Here is a 24,395-nt window from a genome sequence, read left to right as displayed (position 1 = left end):
GACAGTGTCCGGCCCACACCACATTACTGTGAATAATTTAGTGCTTTTTCATCGCTGACGATATGAATTGTCGTGAATCGCTATAATACGCATATGTTAAAGCAAACCACTATCCAACAAACTGTCAGAACCGTCGGTGTCGGCCTGCATTCCGGTACCAAGGTCGAACTGGTGCTGCGTCCCGCGCCTGTCAATACCGGCATCGTCTTCACCCGTACTGACTTACAGCCACCGCTGGTGTTTCCTGCATCCGCGACCACAGTCGGCGATACCCGTATGGCTTCCACGCTGACCAATAACGGACAGCGCGTCTCTACGGTCGAACATCTGCTGTCTGCGTGTGCCGGTCTGGGTGTGGACAATTTATATATCGATGTGAGTGCAGAAGAAATCCCCATCATGGATGGTTCCGCCTCGTCTTTCGTGTATTTATTGCAGCAAGCCGGATTGCAGCAGCAGGATGCTGCCAAAAAATTTATCCGTGTATTGAAACCGGTCGAAATTCGTGAAGGCTCAGGTGCCAGTGAAAAGTGGGCGCGTCTGGAACCGTTTGATGGCTTTAAATTGCACTTTTTTATCGAGTTCAATCATCCGGCAGTAGACGGTACGGTGCAGACTGCCGTGGTCGATTTTGAAAAAGTCTCGTTCGTGAAAGATGTGGCAAGGGCCCGTACGTTTGGCTTTATGCAGGACGTGGAAATGCTGCGTGGCATAGGACTGGCGCGTGGCGGTTCGATGGAAAATGCGATCGTGATGGATGAGTACCGCATCCTGAATGCCGATGGATTGCGTTTCGATGATGAGTTTGTACGCCATAAAATTCTGGATGCGATCGGTGACTTATACCTGATCGGGCATCCATTACTGGCCAGCTATACCGCCCATAAATCTGGTCATGGCTTGAATAACCAGTTATTGCGTGTACTGTTATCACAACCGGATGCGTATGAAATCGTCAGTTTTGATGATGAAAAAAACGCGCCCATCACCTATGCAGAACAAAGTCAGCGTGAATGGGTGGCCGCCTGACCGTACACAGCGACTAGCGCACAGGTATTAGCGTACAAGCACCGCGTTTCAGCATATAAAAAAACGGCAATCTTCAGATTGCCGTTTTTGTTTGTATCACCAGTCGACCAGTCCGTCGCCGGATTTACTTTGTGTTGCTGAGTGTGAGTTCCGGAAAACGCTGACGTATAGAATTCTCTATCCCTTTGGCGTCCAGTCCGCATTGAGACAGCAGCAGCGCGTGATCACCGTGATCAATGAACTTGTCTGGCAATCCCAGGATCAGCAAAGGAACAGAGATACCCTCTGCAGCCAGTGCTTCGGCGACTGCAGAACCGGCACCGCCCATGGTACAGCCTTCTTCTACGCAGACCAGGGCTTTGTGCTGTTGCGCCAGTTTGCGCACTAAGTCCACATCCAAGGGTTTGATGAAGCGCATATTGGCAACGCTGGCATCCAGGGCCAGACCCGCTTGCAGCGCAGGATGCACCATGGAGCCGAATGCGAGTATCGCGATTTCTTTGCCTTCGCGTTTAATTTCGCCTTTACCGATTTCCAGCGTTTGCAAATCTGCTGTGACTTGCGCGCCTATGCCGGCACCGCGCGGATAACGCACTGCTGCAGGACCAGGATAGTGATAGCCTGTGCTTAGCATTTGACGGCATTCATTTTCATCTGAGGCTGCCATCACCACCATATTCGGGATGCAGCGCAGATAGGCCATATCGTAATTACCGGCATGGGTGGCGCCATCCGCACCCACCAGTCCGGCGCGGTCCAGCGCGAATGTCACATCCAGATTTTGCAAGGCCACGTCATGAATTAACTGGTCGTAGGCACGTTGCAGGAAGGTCGAGTAAATCGCAACGACCGGCTTCAGGCCTTCGCAAGCCAGACCTGCCGCAAACGTGACGGAATGCTGTTCTGCGATACCGACGTCGTAATAGCGCTTAGGGAATTGCTTTTCAAATTCCACCATGCCTGAACCTTCACGCATGGCCGGTGTAATACCCACCAGCTTCTTATCAGCGGCAGCCATATCGCACAGCCATTGTCCGAATACCTGGGTATAAGTTTGTTTGGTCGTGGTGGATGGCTTAATGCCTTCCGCCGGATTGAATTTGCCCGGGCCGTGATACAACACAGGATCCGCCTCCGCCAGCTTGTAACCATTACCTTTTTTGGTGACCACATGCAGGAATTGCGGGCCCTTCAGGTGTTTGATGTTTTGCAGGGTAGGGATCAGGGAATCCAGATCATGGCCGTCGATAGGGCCTATGTAGTTGAAGCCAAACTCTTCAAACATGGTCGCAGGGACCAGCATGCCTTTAGCGTGTTCTTCAAACTTTTTAGCCAGTTCCAGCATAGGTGAAGGCAATACCGATTTGCCGACATTACGCGCTGCTGCATAAAATTTACCCGACATCAAACGCGCCAGATAGCGGTTCAGTGCGCCTACCGGTGGTGAGATCGACATGTCATTATCGTTCAGTATCACCAGCAGGTTAATGTCGTCATACACACCTGCATTATTCAGTGCTTCGAAAGCCATACCGGCTGTCATGGAACCATCGCCGATAATTGCGACTGAATGGCGGCTTTCACCCTTGGTGCGCGCTGCCAGCGCCATACCCAGCGCGGCGGAGATCGAAGTGGAAGAGTGGGCCGTGCCGAAGGTGTCGTATTCGCTTTCATCGCGGCGCGGGAAACCGGAGATGCCACCGTATTGACGCAGTGTAGGCATCTGGTCGCGACGGCCAGTCAGAATTTTATGCGGATAGGTCTGGTGACCCACGTCCCACACCAGCCTGTCTTCCGGCGTATTGAACACATAATGCAAAGCGATAGTCAGTTCTACCGTACCCAGATTGGACGATAAATGTCCGCCGGTTTTCGATACCGATTCCAGCACATGCTGGCGCAGTTCATCCGCTAAGGGATTGAGCTGGTGACGCGGAACTTGGCGCAGATCCGCCGGAGATTGAATTTGTTGTAATAAGCTAGTCATAATAGGTCGCGGTTTATGCTTGTCTTTGTACGATCAGATCGGCCAGATCATGCAAGTATTGTGCCTTCTCACCAAAGGGCAACAGTGCCTCATGGGCATCCCGGCACAGCTGGCTGGCCAGTTGACGTGAGGCGTCCAGACCAAGCAGGCTGACATAAGTCGGCTTGTTATCGGCCGCGTCTTTTCCTGCGGTTTTACCCAGGGTGGCTGAGTCCGCAGTCGCATCCAGAATATCGTCCACTACCTGAAATGCGAGACCGATGGCGCCTGCATACGCATGCAGTGCTTCCGTTTCTGTCGCATCCGGCAACTTGCCGCAGATCGCGCCCAGCATGACCGATGCGCGTAACAGGGCGCCAGTCTTCAGTCTGTGCATTTGCTCGAGTTGTTCGCGGTTGAGTGCAAGTCCTACGCTGGCCAGATCGATGGCCTGACCACCGCACATGCCCAGCGAACCGGAAGCCTGTGCCAGCACTTTGACCATGGCCAGTTTGGCGGAAGCATCGCCTGGTCCTTCAGACAAGGTGATAAATGCCTGAGCCTGCAGTGCGTCACCGACCAGCAAGGCGGTCGCTTCGTTGTAACGGATGTGTACAGTCGGTTTGCCACGGCGCAGATCATCATCATCCATGCATGGCATATCATCGTGTACCAGCGAATAGACATGTATCATTTCTACCGCCGCTGCCGCACGTTTGAGCAATTCGGCTGGCGCATCAAACAGTTGACCCGCTGCGTACACCAGCAAAGGCCGCACCCGCTTGCCACCATCCAGCGCGGTATAGCGCATGGCTTCGTGCAATTCCCGTGGTGTGGTGTCCGTGTCAGGGATCAGTTCTTCTAAAGCTTGCTCGCAAGTTTGCTGGGTAAGTTTCATCCAAGTCTGGAAATCCTGGCTCATGCAAGTTCCTCGTCGTGATCGACATTAAAAGGTTTTAGTACGCCCGCCTCCAGTACTTTGACCTGTTGTTCAACTTTCTCAAGCTGGCTGGCGCAGAACTGTATCAATTCCGAACCACGTTGATACGCAGTCACAGAGGCCTCCAGCGGCAGATTGCCGCTTTCCATCTGCTGAACCAGCTGACTCAGTTCCGCCATCGCCGCTTCAAAGCTGGCTGGCTGACTGGCAGCAGAGATGTGAGAGTCTGGATTTTTCTTGGGCATAGGATGGTGAAGATGTTGAAAACGGCGTCTTGTGACACAAAATTTAATGAACCTTCTATTTTAGAGCAAAGCGGCTGTACTCAGCATGAAAACCATGCAAATTCAAAGTGCATTTGCTTACAATTTGAAACTGCAGTTTCAAATCGGAAATGCTACTGTTGGGGAAAACCGAATTACACTGAAAAAAGACGCAGAATTGCGTTTCAAACATTTCCATGTGGAAATTATGTGTATATAGTTCGGTGAGATTCGGTGAGATACAGGCGTGATAGAACACATTATCCATGAAATTTTATCAAAAATACATGGTGTGTCACCTCTAGTGTCAAATTTTTTCTTATCCAGGTAACACCCCTCATTCAGGCTGGATAAGGCAGACAACATACTTACTTCAATTTGCATCCCTAAACATGCCTACTCAGCATAAGCATACCGGTCAGTCAGTGGGCGTCAACGCGCCTGCCGGTGAGCTGCTGCGCGCTTTGATTCCGATTGCGTCGCATTTGGTGGGAGCGCAAATTGAGGCAATGTCGATGCGCTTGTCGACCGCATTCCTGGCTTTGTCTGAAACCAGCCAGGATTCGCGCGAAGCCAACCTCAGTTTTCATGCCGGACAGCTGCTGAAGAAAAATGCCTATGCTTTTTATTATCTGGTTGCAGCTGATATAGAGAAAGCCCTGCGCGCAGATATCGACCAGCTGTTATCGCCACAGCGTGTGGCACAACCAGAAAAGAAGCTCATGATGGAGCCCGATCTGAGTCTGGTGTCTTACGAAGAGATGGATAAAAAACTGGCGCTGAGCCGCGCCAGCCGCAGCATAGAGCTTGATAACGCGGAACAGTACACAGCACTGAACATGCGCATCGCGCACCTGATGCAAAAAGAAGCCTTAAGCATAGCGCAAAACCCCTTCCGGCCAGAGTTATTGCTGACTACCCTGCATCAGGCCTGGTGTCAGTTCGATCCTGAAACCGGTACGCACGAACTGGTACTGTCTTTGTTGCGTCCCGATATCCTGTTCGATCTGGAACCGATACTGGCGGAATTAAATCAGGCACTGGTCACGAAAGGGGTGTTACCGGATTTACAGGAATCGTATCGCATCCGTCGCCAGCGTCAGAAAAAGCTGGAAGAACACAATGAGCTGGGTGCAGCCAGCACCACTGAAGAAAAATTACGCCATTACTTTTCACAAGGTGGTGCGCAGCATGCCGCTCAGACTGCGGTGGGGCATCACGGACTGACGGGCGGTGGCCCGGCTGGTGCCGCTATGTCAGGAAGCTCATTGCAGCAGTTATCTGACTTCCAGAAAAGCCTGCAATTCCGTCAGCTGATGTCGGAAGCCAAAGACGTACTGCGTTTGTCGCAGATGCGTGAACAGGCGCCGGAAATGTTTGCGACCGGCGTGGAAAAACAGACGCTGGATTTGCTGTCTCAGGTGTTCGACAATGTTTTCCGTAATCAGGCCATTCCGGCCCAGGTGAAAGAACTGATTTCCGTTCTGCAGATCCCGGTGCTGAAAGCGGCGATGATCGACAAAGAATTTTTCTTTAACGAGCATCATCCGGCAAGACGTCTGATTGACCTGCTGTCGCGCTACAGTCCTGCAGTCAATCCTCAACAGGCACAGCAAGATCCCCTGTTCCAGACTATGCAGCGCAATGTGCAGCGCGTCAGTGATGAATTCGATCAGGAAGTAGCGTTGTTCGAAGAAGTCGTGAATGATCTGGAAGCTTTCATTGCGAAAGAAGAGCAGGCCAGTGTCCAGGCGCTGCAGGCACCGATACAAACTGCGCTGCGCAAAGAGAAAATCAAGCAGGCCAGCATGACTGCGACGCAAACCGTCGCGGTACGCGTCGGTACTGGCGAAGTGGTCGCTTTTGTTGAAACCTTCCTGGAAAATCGCTGGACCAAGGTGCTGACCTTGGCTTACAGCGTGAAAGAAGAAAAGCCCCAGGCTGTGGAAGATGCGATCCGTACCATGGACGATCTGATCTGGAGTGTCAAACCTAAGATCACACTGCAAGACAGGCAAGAGTTGCTCAACCGCTTGCCAGCTATCCTGGCGCGTCTGAATAAATGGCTGAGCCTGATTAAATGGGAAGACGCTGACCGCGTACGCTTTTTTGCTGAACTGGCTGAATGCCATGCTTCCATCGTGCGCGCACCGCTGGAACTGTCACCCGATAAGCAATTAGAAATTGCGGTCGAAGCGGCGCAGCATGCCGCTGAGCGCAGACTGGAAATACGTGCCGAGGCGGAGAAGAAAGCGCAGCAACAGGCCGAGCAACAAGCCGCAGCGGACGACGATCCGGCCATGCAGCTGGTTGAAAGTCTGGAGCGCGGTGTCTGGCTGGAGTTGCAGAAGCCAGATGCTGAGCCGGTCAAGGTCAGGCTGGCCTGGGTCAGTCCTATGCGCAGCTTGTTTATTTTCACGTCCAGTCAGAAAGAGCAGAGTTTTTCTATACCGGTCAAACAGCTGCAGCAGGCTTTCCGCGATCAGAAAGCCCGCTTGCTGGAACTCGATAAAGTGGTAGACCGCGCCTTGATAGAAGCCCTGGGCAGCTTGCATCCTGACGATGTCACGCCTTCAGCCGGACCGGACGTAGCGGTAAACGATACTGATCGCCAGGTATCCGTCCCCCTCAGCTGAAACGCCTGCTTCTGAGCTGCTACGTGTCAATGAAGAGTCAGCTACGGACGTATGTTGTCTGGTTTATGCCTGATTCTTGTGACTTATTGCTCTTCATACGCCGGCAGCCGCATTTGTTCCTGCGTACTGAAATAACGATTCCTTAACTCCTGTATTGATTGCGATCGCTGTATTTCATTCAGCCCCATGTTGAGCAAACTGCGGCGCTCATTAAGATAACGTTGTATCCGTAATTTCCAGTCTGCCTCTTCTCTGTCCACTTGTGCCAGCCGGTTTGCCGCTTCCGGGCTGATGGCGGCGGCACGCATACGATACACATCATCTTCACTGGCACCCTGATTACGCATGGTGTTTACCTGTTCTTCCAGTCGTATCACTTGTAATGGTGCGTTTTTCGCTTCTTTCAGGTCCGCTGGTAAGTTCTCATCCAGCGTGCGCAAACGCGCCTGCTTTTCGGCTTCAGTCAGTGCGCGGTTATTCGCAATCTCCAGCCGCGCAATTGCATCCAGATCATACGCATCATCGTAGCCAAACATCGCCTGACTTTCTTTGGCGCTGAAATACTGCAGTCGCAGATTTTGCATCGCCTGCCAGCGTGCACGCATGGCGGTCGCCATCATGGTGGCAGACTGAACCTGCTGTCCCAACTGTTTTTCACTGTCGAATAAGGCCGTTTTATATTGCAGATAGCGTGCCAGCAGCTGCCTGGCTTGTGCCGCAGCATGTGGACGCAAACGCTGATCCAGCACTTTTTCGATTTCCTTGCGGATTTCAGCCAGTGATTTTTCTCCGGTCGCCGCCAGATAATAATCGAACATTAAACGTAATTCGGCATTGACCACCAGCTCGCCTTGCGCTTCTTCGAGCTTGCCATCGGTCTGTGTGCCCTCCATGGAGCGTACAAAAGACAAGTGCGGATCTGGCGCAGTTAGCTGAGCCCTGTCCGGCGGCTCAGTGAGCTTAGTGTTCCCAAAAATGAAAAAAGCGGCGAAACCGATCGCCGCTAAACCGAGTGTCCAGTTAAGAGTTTTCATGCTGCCGGCTCCGTCAGAGTGGTTTAGCCTAGAGGCCGCTGTTTTTCAGGCGGTTTGCATGTTGACGATAAATTGTGACCGGATTGGTTTCAAAAATATTCACCAGCCCGATTGCCTGATTGACTTCATCCAGATGGTTCATCGCGTAGTCGTCACGGATCACCTTGCCTAAATGTGTTGAGCAGCTGGCGACCAGTCCGTCGTTCTTGGCGCCAGCGAACGCGAGTGAAGTCAGGGCCAGTGCCGGATCTGAAACATCGAACAGATTGGTCATCGCTTGCGCACCGCTCCAGGAGTAATACGCTACGCCATTCACGGAATAAGCGCCCTCGCCGCAGGCGCTGGTTGGCACCCCGGCCGGATGGCGGTTGTTGAATTGCAGTGAGCCAGCCGTGCTCAGGGATTTGGCTGCTGCCAGCGCATCCTGAGGTACGCCGGGTTTGCCAGAAATGAAGCTGATCAGTGTTCCCAGCCCATTTGCGACCGACACCAGCACGGCATTTGGCAGGCTGCCATCCGGCGCGATGCCGAGCAGCACGTCGGCCACTTTAGAGCCACGGTTGACGCCGCCGACTGAGGTGACGGAAGCGACCAGATCAGGACGTACCGAAGCCACATAGCGTATGGTCGGGCCACCATGACTGTGTCCGATCAGATTGACTTTGCTGGCACCGGTGACGGCCAGGATTTGCTTAACTTGGGTCAGTAATTGTTCGCCACGTACTTCGGTGCTGTTAGCGGCAGCCACCTGCGTGACATAGACTTTAGCGCCGTCTGCTTTCAAGGCAGATGGGATGCCGTACCAGTAATCGACGGGACCGATCTTGTCAAATCCGAACAGGCCGTGCACCAGCACGATAGGAAATTTTGTTTCCGTATAACCTGCAGCCCATGTCTGTAGCGGTAATACAGACAACGCGAGAAAGAAAGCGAGCATTTTCTTCATCAGTGTGTTGTTCATGTTGACTCTTTCAAAAGTTGTGGGGCTGTAGCAAAGCCAGCCCTGATTGAATTCAAAAGCAGACTCCTATGAAACCAGGCAACGTTGGTATGCTTGCCTCTGCGGGCGCTCAGACTAACTGCGGTAAGACCAACGTGTATGCAGACTAAGTTTGCAACACGCAAGCGACAAGCTGCGATGCAACATAAAAAGTGTGCAAACAGACATCGTGCACCGCGTTCAGGTTCAGCTTAGTCTGCAACGGCAGTACCTGTTGCACGGCGTATGCCGCTGCATTTGTCTATGACAAAACTGAGAAGACTGGCAGGCCGGGACGGACTTCATTTTCTGGTAGTGAAAGATTTAGATGTTTTTATCTAAAACGCAAGCGATGTTGTTTATGGCGCTGTGCAGCGCGCTGGCCTGTTTATGCTAAGAAGTTGATTTTGCTCGGGAAATTTCAGCAGAGCGGGGCAAAGTTGCAAGATTCAGGTATAATTGTGAGTTCTGTCCAAAATTTCCTCTTCAAGTCGTTTGATCGTTTGAACTTCCGCTCTGGCAGCAAACCAGTCGGAAACAGGTTTTTGTGGATTCTTTCTCTCTTAGGTTGGTGCAAATTAATTTGGGGGGTGGGGATGTCCGATCTGGCTTCTTTGTCTACATTAGCGCGTTCTGACGCGCAACTTCCGGTACACGTCTATTTTGATGAGACGCTTTTGCAGCGTGAAATCAAGGATTTGTTCCAGGCAGGTCCTCGCTACGTGGGCCACGAACTGATGGTTCCTAACGTAGGTGACTTTGCTACTTTACAGTCTGAAAATGAAGGCCGCATGCTGGTGCGTAATGCACAGGGCATAGAGTTGATGTCGAATGTCTGCCGTCACCGCCAGGCATTGATGTTCAATGGGCGCGGCAATACGAATAATATCGTCTGTCCTTTACACCGCTGGACCTATGATCTCAAAGGTGAGCTGATCGGTGCGCCGCACTTTTCAGATACGCCTTGTATGAATCTGAAACGCACACCATTGCAGAACTGGAATGGTTTGCTGTTCGAGCAAAATGGTTACAACGTGATGGAGCGCATGGCGCAACTGAGTGTGACCAAGGATCTCGATTTCAGCGGCTATATGCTGGATCACGTGGAAGTGCATGAATGTGATTACAACTGGAAAACCTTTATCGAGGTCTATCTGGAAGATTATCACGTCGAGCCTTTCCATCCCGGCCTCGGCAGTTTTGTCTCTTGCGATGATTTACGCTGGGAATTCGGCGAAGACTACAGTGTACAAACTGTGGGCGTGAACAGTGGCTTGCTCAAATCTGGCTCACCGGTATATCGCCAGTGGCAAGAGCAATTGCTGAAATTCCGTAATGGTGAAGCACCGAAGTACGGCGCGATCTGGCTCACGCTGTATCCGAATATCATGGTCGAATGGTATCCGCATGTGCTGGTGGTTTCCACGCTGTGGCCAACTGCAACAGGTAAAACCCGCAATGTGGTGGAGTTTTACTATCCTGAGGAAATCGTCTTGTTCGAACGCGATTTCATCGCAGCAGAACGCGCTGCGTATATGGAGACTTGCGTAGAAGACGATGAAATCGGTATGCGCATGGATGCCGGTCGTAAGATACTGCTGGAACGCGGAGAAAATGAAGTCGGACCGTATCAGTCACCGATGGAAGATGGCATGCAGCATTTCCATGAATGGTATCGTCGTAACATGACATTCTGATTCCGCATTGTACTGTCGTATGCGATCAAAAATTGAAGAGGCGCTGGCATTTGCTATGCGCCTCTTTTTCATCCTGAAGCAAACGTTTGTGGCGACTGCCTGTCGCGATCATTTTGCCTGAATTTGTTTTATGCCTCGGTGAAGCGCAGCTCGCCCTAGGTAAGCGGAGAAAAAGAAATGCAATCTTTATGGATGCTGGTCGCCAGTCTGTTGTTCTCACTGATGGGCGTCTGCGTCAAACTCGCTTCTGATCATTATGCGACCGCAGAAATCGTGTCTTATCGTGGTCTGATCGGCAGCCTGCTGCTGTTGGCCCTGGTCCGTGTTCAGCGTGGCACTTTGCGTACGGCCATGCCGGGCAGTCATTTATGGCGTGGTCTGGTCGGTGTGGCAGCGCTGTGGATGTGGTTTTACGCGATAGGCCGCTTGCCGCTGGCGATGGCGGTCACTCTGAATTACATGTCTGCAGTCTGGATCGCTGCCTTTTTGTTTTTGCGTGCCTGGCGCTTGCGTGAACAGCAGCTGGACTGGCGTCTGGTGGCGGCGATACTGCTGGGTTTTGGTGGTGTCATTTTGCTGCTCAGACCAACGATACATGCCGATCAGTGGCTGGGTGGCGTGATTGCGCTGGTATCCGGCATGCTGGCAGCTCTGGCCTATCTGCAAGTCAGGCAAATGGGCGTGGCCGGTGAGCCGGAATACCGCGTGGTGTTTTATTTTTCGCTGACCTGTGCGGTCGCCGGTTTTCTGGGTGTGAGCCTGAGCGCACTGGCTGGCGGTGCTGGCTGGCATGCACATACGGGCCAGGGCGCTTTGCTGCTGCTGGCCATCGGCATTACGGCGGCACTGGCACAAATGGCGATGACACGCGCCTATCGGCTTGGTAATACCTTGCTGACTGCGAATCTGCAGTATCTGGGCATCGTCTTTTCCAGTATCTGGGATGTACTGATCTGGCATGACAGCCTGTCCTGGCTCAGCTGGGCCGGTATCGTCGTGATACTGTGCAGCGGCTGTCTGGCCAGTTTTTACAATGCACGCAATAGTCCTGCTAAAGTAGCGCCTGATCCGATTGCGACTGAGTAGGCCAGCATGCCACTCGTTTGCATCCTGTCTTGATTCTTCATCTGAGGGGAAATGATGTACACCAGCTTAATCCGTGCCGACCAACTGGCCGCGCTGACTGCTTCTACAGCACAGGGACATACCGTGATTTTAGATTGCCGCCATGACTTGACTGATACCGATGCCGGCACCCGCGCATTTGCAGCCGGACATTTGCCCGGTGCGCAGTTTGTGCATCTTGATCAGGTGTTGTCGGCCGCTAAAACCGGCGCTGATGGCGTATTCCGTGGCCGTCATCCTTTACCGGACGCAGAAGACTTTGCCGCCAGCCTGCGTCAGCTGGGCGTCAACGCGGATACTCAAGTGGTCGCGGTAGATGCCCATGGCGGCATGTTTGCGGCGCGTCTGTGGTGGATGCTGCGCTGGATAGGCCATGCTGCAGTCGCCGTGCTGGATGGTGGTATACCGGCCTGGCAGGCGGCGGGTTATGCACTTAGCACTGAGCAAGTTAGCCGTGCGGCGGGCAATATCCATGTACAGCCCAGTCTGGTCACCCAGGTCAGCGTGGCGCAGGTGGTAGCCAATCTGGAGAGTGCAGAACGCATCGTGATCGATGCGCGTGCGCCGGATCGCTTCCGCGGTGAAAATGAAACCATGGACCCGGTAGGTGGCCATATTCCTGGTGCCAAAAACCGCTTCTTCAAAGATAATCTGCAAGCCGACGGCAGCTTTAAACCTGCAGCACAATTAAGCCAGGAATGGGCACAACTGATCAGTGATCCGGCCCGCGCCATCATGCAATGCGGCTCTGGCGTGACGGCCTGCCATAATCTGCTGGCACTGGAAGTCGCTGGCCTGCACGGCGCGGCTTTGTATCCTGGTTCCTGGAGCGAATGGTGCGCTGATCCTGCGCGTCCGGTTGAGCGCTAATACTGCATGTAGTCTGTGTACGAAAAAAAGCACTGTTGAGACACAGTGCTTTTTTTGTGGGGAGCTGTTGAGTCACAGTCTGGCGTCAATGATGACCAGTCACCAGCAAAACCAGCACGATGCCCAGCGTGACCAGCAAGACTTGTGGCACGGTTTCTTTGAGTGTGGCGCGGCGCTGCATTTGCGGCATCAGGTCGCTGACGGCGATATAAATAAATCCTGAAGAAGCCAGTACCAGTACATAGGGCAGCAAGTCGGCCGCCTGCTCCAGTAAAAAATAACCCGATACACCACCGACTACGCCCATCATGCTGGTCATCAAATTGTACAGATAGGCGCGGGTGCGACTGAAACCTGCATTCAACAAGACGATAAAGTCGCCGATTTCCTGCGGAATTTCATGCGCGATAATCGCGAATGCAGTCACGATACCGAGTTCAGGATTAGCCAGAAAAGCTGCCGCAATCAGGATGCCGTCGGTGAAGTTATGCATCCCATTGCCGACCAAAATCATCCAGCCGGATTTGCCTGCTTCATGCGCGTCATGTCCATGTTCGTGATGGTGGCCATCGCCTTCATGATGATGCGAGTGGCGCAAAATGGCCGCCTTCTCCAGCAGGAAAAACGCCAGCAAACCGGCCAGCAGACAGGCGAACAGCGTGCGTGGATCAGCCTTGGATTCGAAGGCTTCCGGCAGCGCATGCAGCAAAGAGGTGGACAGCATAATACCGACCGACAGGCTGACCAGTTTTTCCACCATTTTCGACAACAGGGAGAACGAGAAAATCGCAGCGGCAGATATGCTCAGCACCCCTGCTAAAGCTGTGGTGAAGAGGATGGATAACAGGGTGGAGTGAATTTTGAACCTCGGGGGAATTTGCAACCAGGTTGCAAATTAAAGCACAGACTGGCGAATTAAGCAAATCAAAGGCTGATGCAGACTGGCCGGAGCCGGTCTGCATCAGCCTGTCCGCATGCAGGCAGCTGCACGCAGCGGCTCACAGAATGCGGCAATCCGGTTTAGCCAGCACCGTTCGCCTTTAACCAGGCCACGCAAGCTTTCCAGCCATCTTTGGCATCAGCTTCCACATAGCTGGGACGGTAATCGGCATGGAAGGCATGGCCGGAGTTCTCATACACTTTGAATAGAGAATGGCTGCTGCCTTTGGCTAGCGCTGCTTCCATTTTGGCGATGGAGTCCAGGCTGATGCCGGTATCTTTGGCGCCATACAAACCCAGTACCGGCACCTTGAGCGCGGCAGCAATATCAACCGGATGCTGCGGTGACAGCGCGTTCGCCTCACCCACCAGACGGCCATACCAGGCCACCCCGGCTTTAATGGCTGGATTATGTGCAGCATACATCCAGGTGATGCGGCCACCCCAGCAAAAACCGGTGATACCAACCCGCTTCAGATCGCCACCATGTGTATCGGCCCAGGCCAGTACTGCATCCAGATCGCGCATCACCTGCGCATCGGGGACTTTGGCGATCACTTCTTTGATCAGCTCTGCCACGCTCGCATATTTGCTCGCATCACCCTGACGCACGAACAGGTCCGGTGCCAGTGCCAGATAGCCGAGTTGGGCAAACCGGCGCGCCACATCCGCGATATGTTCATGTACACCAAAGATTTCTGATACCACCAAAATCACAGGCAGATTTTGTTTGCCCTCAGGCCGCACGCTATACACAGGCACTGCCTGGCCATCGACTTCTATCTGCAGTCTTTGCTCACTCAGGCCAGTAGTCGGTGTACGCAGCATGGTCTGGGCACAGACCGGTAAGGCCGCTGCCGCAAAGCCCACGCCCAGCGCGCTTTGCAAAAACTGGCGTCGATTACTGTCTTGCTGGCTGCTTGCTTTGTTCTGCGTGCCCGTGCTGTCTAGGCTGGCGCCGGTCAGGCTGTTAAATTCTGCTCTGTCATTCTGATTATGCATGCGAGTCTCCTGGATGGTGGCTGAAATAGAGGCGTGCTTACAGCGATACCGCACTCTGCGATTCAGGCCGCGCAGTATCAGGCTGCATATTAGCGGTTTTTGGATTTACTGGCAGTGCAGTCAGCAAGTAGGTTCAATAAAATGAGCAAATTGCAAATTTTTGTTTGCGGGCGTATATTGGCGAACGCTCGCCCGGCACTGCCGGCCTCAATCCTGCACCCGTATTGATCATGCACACCGAACAGATTAAACCGCCACTGACAGACGACGATATCGACCAACTATTGGGCAAAGTGGTACGCAAAAGCAGACGCAAACAGATACTGACTCATAGTTTGCAGGCGGCTGGAACATGGAGCAACTTATTCAACATATTGTGTGTGCCCTTATTAGGCGTAGGGATAAGCTTACTGCCGGAGTTCTCAACGCCTTCAGGCATGAAAATGCTGATATTGATGATAGGGAGTGTAGCGGCTGCGAATTTCGTCGCCCTTATCGGAGTGCAACGTAAACTGGATATCGCTATTGAGTTATTGCGGCTGCATGATGCCGAGCTTGCTGGGGAAAAGGCTGACGATTGAGCTCTTGCGGGGCTGGAATTAATTTGAAAAAATTGGAGAAAGGACTACATCATGCCAATCGAACTAAGACGTTCTTTTCAGATCACGACTGGGGTACTTGGCCTGGCACTGAGTATGTTGTGCTACTGGCTGATACGCGATGGTGCAGCACCTATGCAGGGCGGCGCTGCGCTGTCACTCAGCATCATGTTTATCGCAGCCGTCCCGGGCTTTCAGCGCTTGCTAGTCTTGTTTTTGCCTTTACTCCTGGTGAAGCTGTTTCCGCGTTTGGATCGGTCCTGAGAGCTATTGTCAACTAACCCGCCATCATGACACTGCATCTTGTTCAGGTACGCTTTACGCGTGTATTTGATGTGGTACGTATGCCAGCTATGCGAGGCAAGGCGCGTCATACTTTATTCGGATTTGAGACGATATTTTCGCATCATTGTGGTGTCGAAGTGCCAGGCTGGCCTGAACTCGAATCCGGTGACACGGTGCTTGCTGTACTAGGAAAAGCCGATGACTGGCAAACTTTATGCGGCTGGCGCAATCTGCGAACTGGGGAATTGTTCGCGCCGGGTTTCGTTGGCGCAGGCATCGCGGCGACCGTCATGGTGGTGATGGCTGTACTCACCGTTGATATCAGCCTGGTCTATGGATTATTTCCGGCTGGTTTCCTGGCTCTGATGGCAATCTATCATGCCCGCGAGTGTGTAGACGGCATCCGTATTCGTCGTGCATTGCGAACGGATGCTCGCTGAAACAGCCTCGGTCTTTTTTGAACAGTGGCGGCGCCAGGCCGCCCAGCTTAATCCGGTTGCAGATAGAAGGCGTCCGGTAATTGCGCACCGGCGGTGGTGGTTTTGATGTCGCCTTTGAGATTGGTCAGGATGATTTCCAGCTCAGGGCCGCCGAGTTCCAGCAGCACCTGACGGCAGGCGCCGCAAGGGGCGATCGGGGCTTCGGTATTGCCGGTGACGGCGATTTTTGCGAATTCACGTGGACGGTAGCCCGCTGCAATGGCTGAAAACAAGGCGGTGCGTTCGGCACAATTGCACAGGCCATAGGACGCGTTTTCTACATTACAGCCCTGAAAAACTTTGCCATCTTTGGTCAGCAAGGCCGCACCCACCAAAAAGCGCGAGTACGGCGCATAGGCTTTTTCTCTGGCCTGATTGGCCAGGGCGATTAATTCCTGGTCTTGCATATCGAAGTTCTCCGTACCAGTCTTTGACTCGTCTGTCAGTGTTTCATGTTGAGGAAAAAAAAGGCATGCCTCGCATGCCTTCAGAATTCTTTGCTGCTTACTTACTGCTTATTTGCTGCAAACAGAAGTCCGCACAGAATAAGGCTGCCAGCCCGAAAAGCTGCCAGCAGCCGCATTCTGCCTGGGTCTCTGCTTATTTTTTCACGCCCAGTTCACGCAAACGTTCCTGCAGATAGCTGCCGGACGTGTGACGTTCAGACAGCACGACGTCAGGACGCGGATGCAGGAACAGTGGCAGCGAAATACGGGATTTCTTCGCTTCTTCACCAGTCGGATTCAGCACGCGGTGGATGGTCGACGGGTAATAGCCTTGTGAGGCTTCATCGAGCATGTCACCGATGTTGACGATCAGCATACCGAAGTCGCATGGCACATCATGCCAGGCATCGTCTTTGCCCAGCACCTGCAGGCCAGCCTGGGTCGCTGCCGGCAAAACGGTCAGCAGGTTGATGTCGCCATGGGCCGCAGCACGGACTGCATCCGGTTCTTCATCGCCATTCAGCGGTGGATAGTGCAATACGCGCAGCAGGGTCATGTCACTGTCGGTGATCATGTCCGACAAAGGCATGGAGTACTTGGCCTTGATGTCTGCCGGGGTATGGTCTTCCACCCATTGCAGCAGCTCTGTCGCCAGCTGATTGCCTTGTTCGTAGTACTCGCGTGCCGCGTTCGATACTTCCGACGGCACCCGGCCCCAAGGGTACACATGGTAGAACTCTTTCAGATCGCGTTTGGCAAAGCCTTTGGCGGTCTCGGAGACTTTAGGCGAAAAATAGCCATCCATTTTTTCAGTATCGTAGTTGTACTTGTGCTTCGCATCAGTCTGGAAGAACTCGTACCATTCCTGATAAATGGTGTTAAGCAGGGTTTGCGATAAAGGATGATTGGTCAATACGCCAAAGCCGGTCTGGTGCAGGCTTTCGGTGAATTTTTTCGCGGCATCCGGATCACGGTAGTCAACAGGTTGTATCAACATATCTTTCCCCTCCCGATTACGCCAGAGCTGGTTGCAGCCAGTCGCCGGACAGGGTCTGGTCGATCAGCTTAGCGCAGGCATCGGCATCTACTTTCATGCAGACGCGGGTTTCCGGTTTGCTGACTTCCCAGCCTGCTTGCGGGTAAGGGATAGCGAGTTTCGCCATCATGGTCTGACCATTGCCTATGCCTTCTTTGGCAACGCGCACACGACCGCTCTGGGTTTCAAAGATTTCCGGTGCCACCAGCCAGACAAAGGCCAGCACGTCATGACCGTAGCAAGCGTGACCGAGGTCAGGGCGTATGCTTTGGTAGAAGTTTGCGTAGAAATTCACAGCATGCGACAGGGTATCCATCGCTACGTGTTTATGTTGTTCTGCCAGACGCGCAAAGAAGCTCGATGGCAAGACTACACGGTGGGTAACGTCCAGACCGACCATGGTCAGATCCCAGCCTGCGGTGAAGACCAGATCTGCTGCGTCCGGATCATTCCAGACATTGGCTTCTGCGACTGGTGATACATTGCCCGGCTCATCAACCGCACCCGCCATCAGCACGACTTTTTTCAGCAGCTTAGGCAGTTGTGGTTCCATTTTCAGTGCCAGACCCAGATTGCCCAGCGGACCGACTGCGACCAGCGTGATTTCGCCCGGATGCTGACGTGCCATCTTGACGATGAATTCAGCGCCGCTTTCTACTTCAGCTTTACCACCGACTTCGATACGGGATGGCAGATTGCCGAGGCCGTCTGCGCCGTGTATGAAGTCGGGCGGCGTGCCGGCAGCTTTTGCGAATGGCACATTGACGCCTTGCGCGACCGGGATAGCGCGGCCTGCAATACGGGTCAGGTACAGTGCATTGATGGTCGCCTGTTCGACATAGACATTGCCGAAGGTAGTCGTGATACCGACCACGTCGATATCAGGATGGGCCAGCGCGAAATACAGCGCCATTGCGTCATCTACACCAGGGTCCGTATCGAATATGACTTTATGTTTTGCTTGCATGAAAATACTCCAGGAAATAGCTTCAGCTGGCCATTGGACAGAACCCAGACATGAAGCGATTTGTTGTGTTTGACCTGGTTCAAGGAGGCCGTTAACGTTGTCGATTTAAAAAATAAATCACCGGCAGCCAGCACGGGTCAGCCCCATGCAGTTTGCCGGCAGGTTTTATAGTCTTTTATCTTGACTTTACAAACGGCACGCCTATCGCCTTAGGCGCGACGGATTTCGCCATCAGGCCTGCAAGAACGACGACGGTTACTACATAAGGAATCATCTGTATCAATGATCCCGGCACTTTTCCTAAGCCAGGGAAGACCACCCCTTCGATCTGGACTTGCAGAGCAGTGAAAAAACCAAACATCAGGCAACCCAGCGCCGTTTGCAGCGGACGCCAGTTACCGAACACCAGTGCGGTCAGCGCCAGATAACCATTACCGGCCGACATATCGCGCAGGAAAAAGCCGCTTTGTACGATGGACAGATAAGCGCCCGAGAATGAGCATAGCAAACCGGCACACAGCATCGCCATAAAGCGGGTGCGTTCGACATTGACACCTGCCGCATCTGCTGCATGCGGATTTTCACCGACCGCGCGCAGGCGCAGACCAAAGCGGGTGTGGTACAGCACCCAGTGTACCAGCGGTATCAGTGCAAATGCCAGATACACCAGCGCACTGTGACCGCCGATCAGACGGGTGTAGATCCAGCCCAGCAGCGGTATCGAGGCCAGTGCTTCCGAACCTGGCAGCACGATGTCAAACAGGCGCGCTGCACCCAGATCCGGAGTACGGCCACCTTGCATGAAGAAGAACTGGGCCAGCACAAAGGTCAGACCACTGAGCGCGATATTGATCGCGATCCCGGCCACCAGCTGATTACCTTTTTGGGTAATGCTGACAAAGCCTTGCAACAGCGCGATCGCGACTGACACGCCTACCCCGGCCAGGATGCCCAGCCATGGATTTTGCGTCACATAGGCGACTGCGGCTGAGACAAAGGCTGAGGCCAGCATCTTGCCTTCCAGCGCCAGATCAACCACGCCGCTGCGTTCTGCAAACAGACCCGCCATGGCGGCAAAAATCAGAACCGGGGCATTACGGATGGTAGAAACCAGAATGCTGGAAAATTGAAAATCATCAAACATCATTTTTCCTCAGGATGGCTTACGTTTGAGCAGGGCAGATAAAGCCGGTGCATACAGGTTTTCCATGGCGCCACAGAACAGGATAATCAGGCCCTGGATAAAGATAAAGGTTTCAGGCGGAATATTCGGTTTTTCCAGCGACAGATCGAAGCCACCCTGGATCAGTGCACCAAACAGGATGGCGGATAACAGGATGCCAAGCGGATGCTGACGCCCCATGAGTGCAATCGCAATACCGATAAAACCGGCACCGGCCGGGAAGTTCAGGTTCAGATAGTGGGTGGAACCCAGCACCGAGTTGACCGCGCCCAGACCCGCCAGTGCACCGGAAATCATCATAGTGACGATGATGGTTTTGCTGATAGAAATACCGGCATAGTGCGCTGCATGCTGATTCAGTCCGGTGGCGCGCAACTGATAGCCCCAGGTGGTGCGCCATACAGCCAGACCGTAAATCACCAGTGCCAGCAGCGCCAGGATAAAGCTGATGTTGAGCGGTGTTTCGCCCAGTATCGGCAAAATGCCATTGAGCTTAGGCAGCCATGCGCTTTCTGCAAACACGCGGCTGGCAGTATTTTGTTCACCAGCCGGGATCAGGAAGCTCACGATCACATAATTCATCAGGCTGGCAGCGATAAAGTTGAACATGATGGTCGTGACCACCACGTGGCTGCCGCGTTTAGCTTGCAGATAACCAGGCAGAAAAGCCCAGGCCGCTCCGAATACCGCGCTGCCCAGCATGGCCAGCGGGATCAGCGCCCAGCCCGGCAGACTCGCATCGAGTGCCAGCACCACCAGCGTCAGTCCCAGACCACCGATATACATCTGACCTTCACTGCCGATATTAAACAAGCCAGCCTGCATCGCAATCGACACCGATAAACCGGTGAAGATAAAGGTCGCCGCATAGAACAAGGTGTAGCCCAGACCTTCAGGATTAAATACAGCCGCGTTGAGCAGGATGCCCAGAGATTCCAGCGGACTTTCACCCAGCAGATAAATCACGCCTGCGGCCACCAGCAAGGCTGACAGCAGATTCAACAGGGGCAGGGCAAAGGCAGTGGCCCAGCGAGGCAGATCGGTTTGGTTCATACGTATCGTCTTAAAGAATTACTCTGGTGACGCTTGACTGTCCGGGTAGGACAGCCGCATCAGTGTTTGTGTAAGCCACCCATTAACAGGCCGATGCGGGTAGCATCAAATTCTTCTACTTTCAGTTCGCCGGTAATGCAACCGCCTGACATCACCAGGATGCGGTCAGCCAGCGCGCGTACTTCTTCCAGCTCTACCGAGACCAGCAAAATCGCAACGCCGGCATCGCGCATCGCGAGCAGGCGTGCATGCAGGCTTTCTATGGTGCCGATATCGACGCCACGGGTAGGCTGGCCGACTAAGATCAGTTGCGGATTGGCCGCCATTTCGCGTGCCATCACGACTTTTTGCTGATTACCGCCGGACAGCAATGCGATACGCAAATGCGGATCGGACGGGCGTACATCAAACTGTGCCAGCAAATTCTGGCAGTTTTTCAGAATCGATTTGTAATCCAGCCAGCCTAAACTTTTGCCCAGTTTTTTCTGGTAACCGAGGAAGCTGTTCATCATGACTGAGAAGTTTTTGACCACAGCGTCACGCAAGCGGTCTTCCGGCACATGGGCGATACCGAGTTCACGGAAAGTGGCTGGCAGGCCATCGGCATCCTTGCGTCCGGCATACGGCAAAGTCTTACCTTGCATGCTGATGTCACCCGTCGTAGGCAGACGCATACCGCTCAGAATTTCGAGTAATTCGCTCTGACCATTGCCGGATACGCCGGCGATGGCGACGATTTCACCGGCGCGGATTTGGAAATTGATGTCTTTCAGCAGACTGACTTGCTGGGCATTGATCAGGTTGAGGCCTTTCACATCGAGCACCGTCGCGCCCGGCACATATGGCGCGCGCGGCAGCTGGGTCTCGATAGGGCGGCCCACCATCAGCTCAGCCAGTTGTTCTTTGTTGGTTGCTGCTGTTTGTACCGCACCCACTACCGTACCGGCACGCATCACGGTGACTTCATCCGTGATATCCAGGATTTCCTGCAGCTTGTGGGTAATCAGGATAATGGTTTTACCTTGTTCTTTGAACAGGCGTAATACTTCGAACAGGGAAGCTGTTTCCTGTACCGTCAATACCGCAGTCGGCTCATCCAGAATCAGGATGTTCGCGCTGCGGTAAATTTGTTTCAGGATTTCCACCCTTTGCTGCACACCGACGGATAAATCCTCTATCTTATCGAGCGGATCAACGTCGAGTGAATAGCGCTGGCAGATTTCACGCAATTGCTGCTCAACCTGTTTGCGGTTTTTTTGCAGACGGAAGCCACCTTCGCCGCCCAGCATTACATTGTCGAGCACGGTCATGTTATCGACCAGCATAAAGTGCTGATGCACCATGCCTATGCCGAGGCCGATTGCCTCATGGCTGTTACGGATATCCTGCTGCTGGCCATTGATGAGCAATTTGCCACCATCGGCACGGTAGTAACCGTACAGGATACTCATCAGGGTGGACTTACCTGCACCATTTTCGCCGATGATACCGTGGATGGATCCTTGCGCAATGGAGAAGCTCACATCGCGATTGGCTTGTACTGCGCCAAAGCGTTTGGAGATGTGTTGAAATTCGACAGCTGGCTGCATACGTTCGGGATGTTAGGTTCGGCGGAACTGGTGAAATGGATCGGGACTATGAAACTGAGTAATGAATCAGGGCGCATTTTACTGCGCCCCGCTGAATTACTGTATGGGTCAGACCGGGCACTTATTGGCATCGCGGAAGTCGACGACTTTCACTTTGCCATTAATGATGTCTTGTTTAGCGGCGTTGATGCGTTTTTCCATCTCGGCGCTGATGACACTGCGGTTATCTTTATCGAGCGCCCAATCCACGCCGCCTTCTTTCAGGCCTTTGTAGACGGTGCCGCCTTTCCAGTCACCATTCTTCATTTGCATGAAGCTGTCATAAATCGCCTGATCAACGCGTTTGACCATGGAGGTCAGCATACTGCCCGGATGCATGTAGTTTTGATTGGAATCCACACCGATGCCGAGCTTACCTTTTTCTTTGACTGCTTGCAGCGTACCCATGCCACTGCCACCGGCTGCGGCAAAAATCACGTCTACACCGCGTTCAAACTGAGCGCGCGCCAGCTCGCCGCCTTTGGCCGGATCATTCCAGGCCGCAGTGGTGGTGCCTACCATGTTTTGCAGAATTTCAATTTTGCCGTCAGTCGCTTTGGCACCCTGCGCATAACCGCAAGAGAAATTGCGGATCAGCGGGATGTCCATACCACCGATAAAGCCGACCTTTTTCGATTTGCTGGCCAGTGCTGCTGCCACGCCAACCAGATACGAGCCTTCCTGTTCCTTGAACAGTACCGAGCTCACGTTGTCACCTTTGGCGATGCCGTCGATCAAAACGAATTTGGTTGCAGGGAATTCTTTGGCGATATTCTGTACTGCCTGCGCCTGGGCAAAGCCGATCGCTGCGATCAGGTCGACTTTTTTGCGCGCCAGATTGCGTAATACCTGTTCAGTCTGGGTATCGCTCGCGACCTGTACTTCCATGAAGCCGATCTTGGTTTCTTTTTTGAAGCGTTCTGCGCCTTCGGAAGCCGACTGGTTGAAGGACTTATCAAATTTGCCGCCTGCATCGTAAATCACCGCAAACTTAGGGTCTGCAGCATGGGCGCTGGCTGCAGTGAACAGAGCAGCCAGAGTCAGGCAGAAAGGTTTGAGTTTCATGAGAGCTTCCTTATTCAGATGTCGTAGTGTGAGGGATGCAGACGCTTAACGATAGTCAGATCTTCACCAGCCTAACATGGCGAACACCTTTGGCTCACCATGGAATAAAAATTTTATCAAATCCCGCGCTGTATCCGGGGATGTAATCTGTCACTTATGCTTTACGGGCTGCCATGAAGGCCAATACTTCTGCCCTTTGTGGTATGGAAGTCTGCGCACCCAGTTTAGTCACGGTCAGTGCCGCAGTATATTGCGCTTCCTGACTGGCTTCCAGCAGCGATAAGCCATTGGCGATGCCGACTGCGAACGCACCAACGAAGGTGTCACCAGCCGCTGTTGTGTCGACCACATCCACCCGGATCGCCGGAATGAACTGGCTCAGACCAGCTTGCGTGATTTGCGCACCGTGGCCGCCCATGGTCAGCAATACCTGGCCGACACCCATAGACAGCAGCTTTTCAGAGGCGGCCTGAGCACTGGCATTGTCAGTCACAGCGATGCGGCTCAGCTGACCGGCTTCTGTTTCATTCAGGATCAGATAATCGACCTGAGCCAGCAGTTCCGGGCTCAGATCCTGTGCCGGCGCCGGATTGAGGATGACCTTGACACCAGCGGCGCGCGCGGTAGCGATTGCCTGGGTCACGGTGTTCAGTGGTGTTTCTAACTGACACAGCAGGATTTGCGCAGAGCGGATATCTGCCGCTGCCGTATCTATATGGGCCGGGGTCAGGGAGGCATTGGCGCCAGCTGCCAGCACGATGCTGTTGCTGCCATTGTCTTCTACCAAAATACCGGCCACGCCTGTGGCAACGCCTGGAATGCGGCTCAGATGCGTCAGGCTGATGCCGTCAGCGGACAGGGATTGCTGAGAAAAATCGCCGAAGCCATCATCGCCGACTGCGCCGATAAAGCGTACATCTGCTCCCTGACGGGCTGCAGCAACTGCCTGATTCGCGCCTTTGCCGCCGGGTATCTGACGGAATTCGTGTCCATGCAAAGTCTCGCCCACCGCAGGCATACGCGGTGTGCGGAAGACCAAATCCATATTAACGCTGCCGACAACGCATATCTGTGGCTTCATGATGCTGTTTTTCTCAAATAAATAGGGTTGCGCAATCGTTTGCGCAAACGATTTCGTATTTAACTATGGGCGAAACGCCTAGTCAAGCGGATT

23 protein-coding genes are annotated in these 24,395 nt (G+C 53.4%); 8 read left to right on the top strand and 15 right to left on the bottom strand.

Annotated features, from left to right (window positions below):
- Positions 1–93 precede the first annotated feature (93 nt).
- Entirely contained in the window at positions 94–1,029 is a 936-nt protein-coding gene (lpxC, locus tag H8K43_RS15350; protein WP_186904769.1) for a UDP-3-O-acyl-N-acetylglucosamine deacetylase, read from the top strand.
- A 124-nt stretch (positions 1,030–1,153) separates the two neighbouring features.
- On the opposite strand, the gene dxs is transcribed toward lpxC, so the two are convergent.
- The 3 genes from dxs to H8K43_RS15335 are packed head-to-tail and all read right to left on the bottom strand — an operon-like array spanning position 1,154 to position 4,180.
- A complete protein-coding gene (dxs, locus tag H8K43_RS15345) occupies positions 1,154–3,016 on the bottom strand; it encodes a 1-deoxy-D-xylulose-5-phosphate synthase (RefSeq protein WP_186904644.1) in 1,863 nt (620 codons plus the stop codon).
- A 13-nt stretch (positions 3,017–3,029) separates the two neighbouring features.
- Positions 3,030–3,917: a polyprenyl synthetase family protein gene (locus tag H8K43_RS15340; RefSeq protein ID WP_186904643.1), complete on the bottom strand. Its 888-nt coding sequence runs from the start codon at positions 3,915–3,917 to the stop codon at positions 3,030–3,032.
- Positions 3,914–4,180, bottom strand: coding sequence for an exodeoxyribonuclease VII small subunit (locus tag H8K43_RS15335; protein WP_186904642.1), 267 nt, complete (start codon positions 4,178–4,180; stop codon positions 3,914–3,916). The genes H8K43_RS15340 and H8K43_RS15335 overlap by 4 nt, the downstream gene beginning before the upstream one ends.
- A 410-nt stretch (positions 4,181–4,590) precedes the next feature.
- Here H8K43_RS15335 and H8K43_RS15330 point away from each other — a divergent pair, with 410 nt between their 5' ends.
- Entirely contained in the window at positions 4,591–6,834 is a 2,244-nt protein-coding gene (locus tag H8K43_RS15330) for a DUF1631 family protein (RefSeq protein WP_186904641.1), read from the top strand.
- 83 nt (positions 6,835–6,917) lie between these two features.
- On the opposite strand, the gene H8K43_RS15325 is transcribed toward H8K43_RS15330, so the two are convergent.
- Both H8K43_RS15325 and H8K43_RS15320 read right to left on the bottom strand, forming a co-directional pair.
- The gene (locus tag H8K43_RS15325) at positions 6,918–7,868 is read right to left on the bottom strand and encodes a lipase secretion chaperone (protein WP_186904640.1); all 951 of its coding nucleotides are present in this window, start codon (positions 7,866–7,868) and stop codon (positions 6,918–6,920) included.
- Positions 7,869–7,896: 28 nt separating this feature from the next.
- Positions 7,897–8,829, bottom strand: coding sequence for a lipase family alpha/beta hydrolase (locus tag H8K43_RS15320; RefSeq protein WP_186904639.1), 933 nt, complete (start codon positions 8,827–8,829; stop codon positions 7,897–7,899).
- A 614-nt stretch (positions 8,830–9,443) separates the two neighbouring features.
- Between H8K43_RS15320 and H8K43_RS15315 the strand changes: the two genes are divergently transcribed.
- The 3 genes from H8K43_RS15315 to H8K43_RS15305 all read left to right on the top strand — a co-directional run bounded on the left by H8K43_RS15315 (position 9,444) and on the right by H8K43_RS15305 (position 12,539).
- Complete coding sequence (locus tag H8K43_RS15315) at positions 9,444–10,544, top strand: aromatic ring-hydroxylating oxygenase subunit alpha (RefSeq protein ID WP_186904638.1); 1,101 nt, start codon at positions 9,444–9,446, stop codon at positions 10,542–10,544.
- Between the two features lie 177 nt (positions 10,545–10,721).
- A complete protein-coding gene (locus H8K43_RS15310) occupies positions 10,722–11,630 on the top strand; it encodes a DMT family transporter (protein ID WP_186904637.1) in 909 nt (302 codons plus the stop codon).
- A gap of 54 nt (positions 11,631–11,684) precedes the next feature.
- Positions 11,685–12,539: a sulfurtransferase gene (locus tag H8K43_RS15305; RefSeq protein ID WP_186904768.1), complete on the top strand. Its 855-nt coding sequence runs from the start codon at positions 11,685–11,687 to the stop codon at positions 12,537–12,539.
- 85 nt (positions 12,540–12,624) lie between these two features.
- Here the strand turns inward: H8K43_RS15305 and H8K43_RS15300 are convergent, their stop codons facing one another.
- Together H8K43_RS15300 and H8K43_RS15295 are read right to left on the bottom strand one after the other, a co-directional pair.
- Positions 12,625–13,350 carry a ZIP family metal transporter gene (locus H8K43_RS15300; RefSeq protein WP_329604535.1) on the bottom strand — a complete coding sequence of 242 codons (726 nt, stop codon included), beginning with the start codon at positions 13,348–13,350 and terminating at the stop codon, positions 12,625–12,627.
- A gap of 209 nt (positions 13,351–13,559) precedes the next feature.
- On the bottom strand, positions 13,560–14,480 hold the full coding sequence (locus tag H8K43_RS15295) for a dienelactone hydrolase family protein (protein WP_186904636.1): 921 nt from the start codon (positions 14,478–14,480) through the stop codon (positions 13,560–13,562).
- Positions 14,481–14,644: 164 nt separating this feature from the next.
- Between H8K43_RS15295 and H8K43_RS15290 the strand changes: the two genes are divergently transcribed.
- From H8K43_RS15290 to H8K43_RS15280, 3 genes are read left to right on the top strand one after another with little or no spacing between them, the layout of a single operon-like run.
- Positions 14,645–15,061 (top strand): hypothetical protein, encoded by a 417-nt coding sequence (locus H8K43_RS15290; protein ID WP_186904635.1) that lies wholly within the window; start codon positions 14,645–14,647, stop codon positions 15,059–15,061.
- A 51-nt stretch (positions 15,062–15,112) separates the two neighbouring features.
- A complete protein-coding gene (locus tag H8K43_RS15285) occupies positions 15,113–15,343 on the top strand; it encodes a hypothetical protein (protein WP_186904634.1) in 231 nt (76 codons plus the stop codon).
- Between the two features lie 26 nt (positions 15,344–15,369).
- On the top strand, positions 15,370–15,804 hold the full coding sequence (locus H8K43_RS15280) for a hypothetical protein (RefSeq protein WP_186904633.1): 435 nt from the start codon (positions 15,370–15,372) through the stop codon (positions 15,802–15,804).
- A gap of 47 nt (positions 15,805–15,851) precedes the next feature.
- Here the strand turns inward: H8K43_RS15280 and H8K43_RS15275 are convergent, their stop codons facing one another.
- From H8K43_RS15275 to rbsK, 8 genes are all read right to left on the bottom strand, one after another.
- Complete coding sequence (locus tag H8K43_RS15275; protein ID WP_186904766.1) at positions 15,852–16,334, bottom strand: cytidine deaminase; 483 nt, start codon at positions 16,332–16,334, stop codon at positions 15,852–15,854.
- A 109-nt stretch (positions 16,335–16,443) separates the two neighbouring features.
- Complete coding sequence (locus H8K43_RS15270; RefSeq protein ID WP_186904632.1) at positions 16,444–17,286, bottom strand: isopenicillin N synthase family oxygenase; 843 nt, start codon at positions 17,284–17,286, stop codon at positions 16,444–16,446.
- 16 nt (positions 17,287–17,302) lie between these two features.
- Positions 17,303–18,292, bottom strand: a complete 990-nt coding sequence (locus tag H8K43_RS15265) for a nucleoside hydrolase (RefSeq protein WP_186904631.1) — start codon at positions 18,290–18,292, stop codon at positions 17,303–17,305.
- Positions 18,293–18,467: 175 nt separating this feature from the next.
- Complete coding sequence (locus tag H8K43_RS15260; protein WP_186880335.1) at positions 18,468–19,439, bottom strand: ABC transporter permease; 972 nt, start codon at positions 19,437–19,439, stop codon at positions 18,468–18,470.
- A 6-nt stretch (positions 19,440–19,445) separates the two neighbouring features.
- Positions 19,446–20,528 (bottom strand): ABC transporter permease, encoded by a 1,083-nt coding sequence (locus tag H8K43_RS15255; RefSeq protein ID WP_186904630.1) that lies wholly within the window; start codon positions 20,526–20,528, stop codon positions 19,446–19,448.
- A gap of 59 nt (positions 20,529–20,587) precedes the next feature.
- Positions 20,588–22,117 carry an ABC transporter ATP-binding protein gene (locus tag H8K43_RS15250; protein WP_186904629.1) on the bottom strand — a complete coding sequence of 510 codons (1,530 nt, stop codon included), beginning with the start codon at positions 22,115–22,117 and terminating at the stop codon, positions 20,588–20,590.
- A gap of 108 nt (positions 22,118–22,225) precedes the next feature.
- Positions 22,226–23,221: a BMP family lipoprotein gene (locus H8K43_RS15245; RefSeq protein ID WP_186904628.1), complete on the bottom strand. Its 996-nt coding sequence runs from the start codon at positions 23,219–23,221 to the stop codon at positions 22,226–22,228.
- 154 nt (positions 23,222–23,375) lie between these two features.
- Complete coding sequence (rbsK, locus tag H8K43_RS15240) at positions 23,376–24,302, bottom strand: ribokinase (protein WP_186904627.1); 927 nt, start codon at positions 24,300–24,302, stop codon at positions 23,376–23,378.
- Between the last annotated feature and the right edge of the window lie 93 nt (positions 24,303–24,395).

This window comes from Cognatundibacterium curvum, from assembly GCF_014284235.1.
GTDB lineage: Bacteria > Pseudomonadota > Gammaproteobacteria > Burkholderiales > Burkholderiaceae_D > Undibacterium > Undibacterium curvum.
The sequence above is the reverse complement of the archived record's forward strand: the minus strand, read 5'-3'. Positions and strand labels throughout refer to the sequence as shown.

Coding starts and splice junctions, on each gene's coding strand:
- H8K43_RS15265 (WP_186904631.1), bottom strand. CDS start 18,292: ATGCAAGCAAAACATAAAGTCATATTCGATACGGACCCTGGTGTAGAT.
- H8K43_RS15330 (WP_186904641.1), top strand. CDS start 4,591: ATGCCTACTCAGCATAAGCATACCGGTCAGTCAGTGGGCGTCAACGCG.
- H8K43_RS15255 (WP_186904630.1), bottom strand. CDS start 20,528: ATGAACCAAACCGATCTGCCTCGCTGGGCCACTGCCTTTGCCCTGCCC.
- H8K43_RS15270 (WP_186904632.1), bottom strand. CDS start 17,286: ATGTTGATACAACCTGTTGACTACCGTGATCCGGATGCCGCGAAAAAA.
- H8K43_RS15245 (WP_186904628.1), bottom strand. CDS start 23,221: ATGAAACTCAAACCTTTCTGCCTGACTCTGGCTGCTCTGTTCACTGCA.
- lpxC (WP_186904769.1), top strand. CDS start 94: ATGTTAAAGCAAACCACTATCCAACAAACTGTCAGAACCGTCGGTGTC.
- dxs (WP_186904644.1), bottom strand. CDS start 3,016: ATGACTAGCTTATTACAACAAATTCAATCTCCGGCGGATCTGCGCCAA.
- rbsK (WP_186904627.1), bottom strand. CDS start 24,302: ATGAAGCCACAGATATGCGTTGTCGGCAGCGTTAATATGGATTTGGTC.
- H8K43_RS15305 (WP_186904768.1), top strand. CDS start 11,685: ATGTACACCAGCTTAATCCGTGCCGACCAACTGGCCGCGCTGACTGCT.
- H8K43_RS15295 (WP_186904636.1), bottom strand. CDS start 14,480: ATGCATAATCAGAATGACAGAGCAGAATTTAACAGCCTGACCGGCGCC.
- H8K43_RS15335 (WP_186904642.1), bottom strand. CDS start 4,180: ATGCCCAAGAAAAATCCAGACTCTCACATCTCTGCTGCCAGTCAGCCA.
- H8K43_RS15280 (WP_186904633.1), top strand. CDS start 15,370: ATGACACTGCATCTTGTTCAGGTACGCTTTACGCGTGTATTTGATGTG.
- H8K43_RS15320 (WP_186904639.1), bottom strand. CDS start 8,829: ATGAACAACACACTGATGAAGAAAATGCTCGCTTTCTTTCTCGCGTTG.
- H8K43_RS15250 (WP_186904629.1), bottom strand. CDS start 22,117: ATGCAGCCAGCTGTCGAATTTCAACACATCTCCAAACGCTTTGGCGCA.
- H8K43_RS15310 (WP_186904637.1), top strand. CDS start 10,722: ATGCAATCTTTATGGATGCTGGTCGCCAGTCTGTTGTTCTCACTGATG.
- H8K43_RS15260 (WP_186880335.1), bottom strand. CDS start 19,439: ATGATGTTTGATGATTTTCAATTTTCCAGCATTCTGGTTTCTACCATC.
- H8K43_RS15315 (WP_186904638.1), top strand. CDS start 9,444: ATGTCCGATCTGGCTTCTTTGTCTACATTAGCGCGTTCTGACGCGCAA.
- H8K43_RS15285 (WP_186904634.1), top strand. CDS start 15,113: ATGCCAATCGAACTAAGACGTTCTTTTCAGATCACGACTGGGGTACTT.
- H8K43_RS15340 (WP_186904643.1), bottom strand. CDS start 3,917: ATGAGCCAGGATTTCCAGACTTGGATGAAACTTACCCAGCAAACTTGC.
- H8K43_RS15325 (WP_186904640.1), bottom strand. CDS start 7,868: ATGAAAACTCTTAACTGGACACTCGGTTTAGCGGCGATCGGTTTCGCC.